The sequence below is a fragment of the Microbacterium umsixpiens genome (assembly GCF_053543675.1).
The window spans coordinates 5,810-11,388 of the sequence record NZ_JBLVOH010000100.1; the positions used below are offsets into that span (position 1 = coordinate 5,810).

Annotated in this window: 8 protein-coding genes; 1 reads left to right on the forward strand and 7 read right to left on the reverse strand. The window is 68.4% G+C overall.

The window, feature by feature from the left end:
* The 7 genes from ACNPM4_RS10180 to ACNPM4_RS10210 all read right to left on the reverse strand — a co-directional run.
* Positions 1-631, reverse strand: a 631-nt coding sequence (locus ACNPM4_RS10180; protein ID WP_448985577.1) for a DEAD/DEAH box helicase, incomplete at its 3' end; no start/stop codon positions are given.
* A 42-nt stretch (positions 632-673) separates the two neighbouring features.
* A complete protein-coding gene (deoD, locus tag ACNPM4_RS10185; RefSeq protein ID WP_448985578.1) occupies positions 674-1,387 on the reverse strand; it encodes a purine-nucleoside phosphorylase in 714 nt (237 codons plus the stop codon).
* Between the two features lie 29 nt (positions 1,388-1,416).
* Positions 1,417-1,953, reverse strand: a complete 537-nt coding sequence (locus ACNPM4_RS10190) for a roadblock/LC7 domain-containing protein (protein WP_448985579.1) — start codon at positions 1,951-1,953, stop codon at positions 1,417-1,419.
* Positions 1,950-2,600, reverse strand: coding sequence for a GTP-binding protein (locus tag ACNPM4_RS10195; protein ID WP_448985580.1), 651 nt, complete (start codon positions 2,598-2,600; stop codon positions 1,950-1,952). The genes ACNPM4_RS10190 and ACNPM4_RS10195 overlap by 4 nt, the downstream gene beginning before the upstream one ends.
* Positions 2,597-2,968 (reverse strand): roadblock/LC7 domain-containing protein, encoded by a 372-nt coding sequence (locus tag ACNPM4_RS10200; protein WP_448985581.1) that lies wholly within the window; start codon positions 2,966-2,968, stop codon positions 2,597-2,599. Before ACNPM4_RS10200 ends, ACNPM4_RS10195 begins: the two co-directional genes overlap by 4 nt.
* Before the next feature lie 267 nt (positions 2,969-3,235).
* Positions 3,236-3,904: a DNA alkylation repair protein gene (locus ACNPM4_RS10205; protein WP_372468093.1), complete on the reverse strand. Its 669-nt coding sequence runs from the start codon at positions 3,902-3,904 to the stop codon at positions 3,236-3,238.
* A gap of 23 nt (positions 3,905-3,927) precedes the next feature.
* On the reverse strand, positions 3,928-4,965 hold the full coding sequence (locus tag ACNPM4_RS10210) for an FUSC family protein (protein ID WP_029261432.1): 1,038 nt from the start codon (positions 4,963-4,965) through the stop codon (positions 3,928-3,930).
* 130 nt (positions 4,966-5,095) lie between these two features.
* Between ACNPM4_RS10210 and ACNPM4_RS10215 the strand changes: the two genes are divergently transcribed.
* The gene (locus ACNPM4_RS10215) at positions 5,096-5,551 is read left to right on the forward strand and encodes an SRPBCC family protein (RefSeq protein WP_029261433.1); all 456 of its coding nucleotides are present in this window, start codon (positions 5,096-5,098) and stop codon (positions 5,549-5,551) included.
* Positions 5,552-5,579: the final 28 nt, after the last annotated feature.

Genomic DNA, 5,579 nt, shown 5'->3' on the forward strand with positions numbered 1-5,579 from the left:
GGACGGCACGCTCGACGCCCGTGACCGTCGCCGTCTCGCGACCGGTGCGGCGGGTGAGGTCGGCAGCCAGCTCGGTGACGTCGCCGAGGGTCGCCGACATCAGGATGAACTGCGCCTGGGGCAGCTCGAGCAGCGGAACCTGCCACGCCCACCCGCGGTCGGGGTCGGCGTAGAAGTGGAACTCGTCCATCACGACCTGCCCGACGTTGGCATCCGTGCCCTGGCGCAACGAGAGGTTGGCGAGGATCTCGGCCGTGCAGCAGATGATCGGGGCGTCGGCGTTGACCGAGGAATCACCCGTGACCATGCCGACGTTCTCGGCGCCGAACACATCGACCAGTGCGAAGAACTTCTCGCTCACCAGGGCTTTGATGGGAGCGGTGTAGTAGCTGCGGCGTCCGGCGACGAGGGCGGCGAAGTGAGCGCCGATCGCCACGAGCGACTTGCCGGTGCCCGTGGGCGTCGAGAGGATCAGGTTGTTGCCGGAGACGATCTCGATGACCGCCTCGTCCTGCGCGGGATAGAGGCTGATGCCGGTCGACTCCGCCCACTCGACGAAGGCGAGGTAGACGGCATCCGGATCCGCGGCGTCCGGAACGAGGGCGGGATCGAGCCGCGGAGAGGAAGTCATGGTCCCTCGATCATCCCATCCGCGAGGACGGGTCAGACCGGTTCAGACTGCGGTGGCGGCGCGCAGGGCGATGCGGATCATGTCGCCGAAGGTCTGCTCGCGCTCCTGCGCCGTGGTCTCCTCGCCCGTGACGATGTGGTCGCTGACCGTGCAGATGGCGAGTGCGCGCCGACCGTAGTAGGCCGCGAGGGTGTAGAGCCCGGCCGCCTCCATCTCGACGCCCAGGATGCCGTGCTGCACGAACGGCTCCGTGAGCTCGGGGCGGGTGCTGTAGAACTGGTCGCTCGAGAACAGCTGCCCGACGTGCACGGTCGACTCGAGGTCTTCCGCCTCGCTCGCCTCCACGGCCGCGCGCAGGAGGCCGAAGTCCGCCACTGGCGCGTAGTCGAGTCCGTGGAAGCGCACGCGGTTGATGCCGGAATCCGTGGAAGCCCCGTTGGCGATGATGATGTCGCGCACCTTGACGCGCTCGGTCAGCGCCCCGCACGACCCGACCCGCACGATCGTCTGCACGTCGTAGGAGTCGAACAGCTCGTTGGCGTAGATCGCCATCGACGGCTGGCCCATGCCGGAACCCTGCACCGAGATGCGGTGCCCCTCCCACGTGCCGGTGAAGCCCAGCATGCCGCGCGTCTCGGTGTACAGCTCGGCGTTCTCGAGAAACGTCTCGGCGATCCACCTCGCTCGCAGCGGGTCGCCGGGAAACAGGACGATGGGGGCGATCTGGCCGGGCTCAGCGGCGATGTGCGTGCTCATCGCCCCAGCGTAGCCAGCGACCCCATGCCTCAGCCGGGGGTTCCGGCGAGCCCGAGCGCGGTGATCAGCTCGTACGCCGCCGAGCGCGCCTGCACGATCACGGTGCCGACCTGGACTCCGGCCGCCGACACCGACAGGAGCAGCTGGCCGTAGGGCGCCAGGACGAAGCTGAGCAACGAGAGCTGGCTCTGACCGATCGACACCGACACGACGGCCGACAGGCTCGGTTCGGTTCCCCCGGAGATGATCTCGGCTTCGGCCCTGGCGACGCCGAACAGCGAACTGTTGATCGCCGCCAGCCGCTCTCCCGTCTCGTCCCGTGCGCCGACGGAGGCGATGTGCAGGCCGTCGGCGGTCGAGAGGACAGCCGTCGTCAGCTCCGGGAAGCGCTCTTGGAGATGACGCAGTCGGGTGAGAGCGGCCTGGCTCACCACGCTCGACCAGAGCTCCCAGTGCGCCGCGATCTCCGGATGCATGAGCACGGGGTCGCCCCCGTAGGTCGCGTCGTGCCGATGTGCAGCGTCGTGGGAGAGAGGGGGGTGGTCTGTTCGGTTGTGTGTGTTCACGACTCTTCTTCCGGAAGATCAAGGGCCACGCAGGCGACTCGCATCACGCTGTCGCGATCGCGCGCGTCGGCGACATGAACGCGGTTCGGGGGGATGCCGTATCGCGCCAGGACCTCGGTGAGCTCCTGGCGCACCGTGGGCAGCGCCTCTTCCTCACAGTGGCTCACCGCGATGACCATTCGTTGGCCGTCGCCGGCGAACCGCGGAATCCATGTGGCGGCATCGGCGGCGAGGTGTGGCCGGTCGGCACGAAGCCAGAGCAGGATGCGCGTGTCTGCCGTCGAGGATCTGCGGCGGGCGGGAGCGAAGCGGTCTTGCCCGGGAACCCCAATGAGCGTGACGGCGATCTCGGGCGTGGGTTTCCACGCGCCGTAGTCGAGGCCCACCGTGGTGGTGGTCTTCTCGCCGTCGCCGTACTCCGCAGATCCGGCCGAGATCGGAACATCGGTGTCGACCGGCGGGATATCGCTCAGTGCCCGGACGGCCGTCGTCTTCCCCGCCCCGACCGGCCCGGCGAAGATGAGCCGGTAACGGTTCGGCAGATTCACATGCCGCCAGCGCGCCCGCCGCATCGGCGACTCCACCGACGCGGCGCGCACCCACGAGATCTCCTCGAGGCCGTCGCAGCGCGCGGCCTCCCCGGTCAAGCGTTCAGAGCCGCCACGTGGCGGTTGACGGCAGAGCGGAGCAGCGCGAGATTCGTCGCCTGGCGGTCGGCAGCGAGGTAGATGAACATCTCGGGTGTGATCATCTTGAGCAGATGGAGCTGCGTGTCGAGCGTGAGCAGCATGTCTTCGAAGGTCGCGTCGAGACCGAGCGCCTCGATCGTGCGCATCTTGTTCTTGACGATCTCGCTGTTGTAGGCGCTGGCCACATCGAGGTCGAAGTCCGGTCGGACCGAGCTCGAGGCCAGCGGCATCCCGGACTCCAGATCGACGACCGATGCACCGATGAAGCCGTTGATGTCGTGCGCGATGTCGGCGATGAGTGTGTTCAGTTCGTCTTGCGTGGTCATGATGCTCCCCAGGTCGTGTCGCGCGCGGCAGAGACCGCCCCATGCGATCACCCCAGAGCCCCCGCGACTCATAAAGTGTATAACGTTACTGGCTCAAATGCGGAATCGGGGCGGGACACGCCTGCCGGTCACCGAGGCGGATGCCGCGCCCGCCCGTTCCGAAGGAGATCTCGCGCAATGAAGGAGTAGATGCCGGATGCTCTCCTTCAGAGCGTGAGATCTCCTTCGCGGCGGGTGGGTGGCAGCACGCAGCAACCCTGAACGCGCTCAGCCCTCGCGGCGCCGCACGAGCTCGCCGATCCACAGCGGGGCGAACGGCGAGGTGCAGCCGGGCGCGGTGGGGTAGTCCGCGAGGACCTGCAGGCGCTCCCCGATCTCCAGCGCCCTCGCGCGGTACTCCGGGTGGAAGATGCCGATGTTGGCGAGGGTCTCGTTCATCGCCCACTGCAGACGCGAGGGCGCATCCTTCATATCCCGCTCGATGAGGTCGAGCAGGTGTGGCAGGTCCAGGCCGTCCGCGTCCTTCATCACGCGCACGGTCGTGAGTGACCAGGCGGCCGCGGCCACCGTGGGGTCGGCGTCGTCGAACCAACGCAGCCGCAGCTCTTCCGCGAGCGGCGTCTTCTTGGCGACGTAGTTCACGAACCAGTCGTTGACCTTCGGCGGGCGGGTCTCGCGCAGCATGGCGTCGAGTTCGTCGGCGCTGAAGTCGCGGGGGCGGCAGATCAGCAGGGCCAGCAGTCGCGCCGGGGTCTCGCCGGTCGCCCAGAGCTCTTCCGCGAGCGGCTGGTCGGTCTTGATCCGCTTCGCGAGCGCGCGCATCCGGCTGAGGTTGATGCCGTGGTCGTCGCCGCGCTTCTCGTTGGCGGCGCGCATCTTCGGATCTTCCAGTGCGGCGAGCTCGCCCAGGGCCTCCGCGACGGTCATGTCGGACATGCCACCAGCGTATGCGGAGTCGGTCAGTCCTCGTCGAGTAGTTCGCCCCGGATCCGGCGGAGGTCTTCCATGAGCGAGCCGATCAGGATCCAGTGCTGCGATGACGGCGGTCGGATCACGAGTGGGGCGGTGAGCGCGGGGATCGCGGACGTCATCGTGTCGGGTTCGGGCGACGCCTCGGCGATCTGCACGGCCAGGCGCACGTCGTGCCCGGCGCGCCGCAGCTGCTCGGCGATCGCGGTGACGGCGGGCTCTTCGCCGATCGTGTCGTCGTAGTGGTCGAAGTACGCGCGGGTCATGCCGATCGTCTGGGTCACGATGGGCGACAGGCGCTCGAGCAGCTCCCGCATCTCCTTCAGCTCGCTGCGGTGGGTCGAGCGCCGCGGGTTCAGGGTGAGCGACTCCTCGCCCGCGGCGATGGAGGCGTCGGCGGCATCCTTCATCGGACGCAGCAGCCGCACCTCCAGCATCAGCTCCTGGAGCTGTGCGGCCGTCTGCGGCTCCGGCAGCGCGACGGCCAGGCGGTCGAGGCTGGCGGCGAGCTCCCGCCCGAGCAGTCCGACATCGCGCCGAGCGGGGGCGACCAGCACCGGAGGCACGATCAGCGCGTTCACGACGATGCCGATCACCACCCCGATCAAGGTTTCCACGATGCGCGCGAACGCGTACTCCGGGCTCGACGATCCGAGCGCCAGCACGAGCATCGCCGAGATCGCGACCTGGTTGCCGGTGCCGGGGGAGGCCCGGAAGATCCACGCGACCAGCATCGCGACGACGATCGCGAGCAGCACGATCCAGCTCGGCGACCCCAGCAGCAGGCCGAGCGCGACGGCGATCACCACACCGGCGATCACACCGATGCTGCGCTCGAGCGCCTTCGACAGTGACTGGTTCACGCTGGGCTGCACGACCAGGAGCGCGGCGATCGCGGCGAACACCGGGAGCTGCGCGGGGAACACCCATCCCGCGATGAGCCACGCGGCGATCGTCGCTGCGGCCGACTTCACGACCTGCAGCAGCGGAGAGCGCTGGGAGGCGCGGATCGCGGCGGGGATGCGCATGTCCTCAACGGTAGTCCCGTGGTGCCGCGGATGATCGTCGTCCGACGACGCGGCTGTCAACCCCGTCGCCGATCCTCGTCGCAGCGGGCTGAATGGGACGACACGAACGACGAGAAGTGAGGAGCATCACATGGTGCAGATCATCGAGACCATCGACGTCGACGTCCCCGTGCGCACGGCGTACAACCAGTGGACGCAGTTCGAGAGCTTCCCGAAGTTCCTCGACGAGGTCGAGTCGATCACTCAGATCGACGACACCCACACGCATTGGAAGGTCAAGGTCGGCGGCGCGACCCGCGAGTTCGACGCCGAGATCACCGAGCAGCACCCGGATGAGCGCGTCGCGTGGAACAGCACCGGCGGCGAGACCGAGCACGCCGGTGTGGTGACGTTCCACAAGCTCGACGACACGTCGACCCGCGTGACGGTGCAGTTGGACTGGGCTCCGGAGGGGCTGCTCGAGAAGCTCGGCTCCCTCGTCGGCGCCGGCGGTCACGCCGTCAAGAAGGACCTGCAGAACTTCAAGGAGTTCATCGAGGGCCGCGGCGTCGAGACCGGATCCTGGCGCGGCGACGTCGACGCCTGACGCGAATCCGACGCGGGGCCCGGATGCC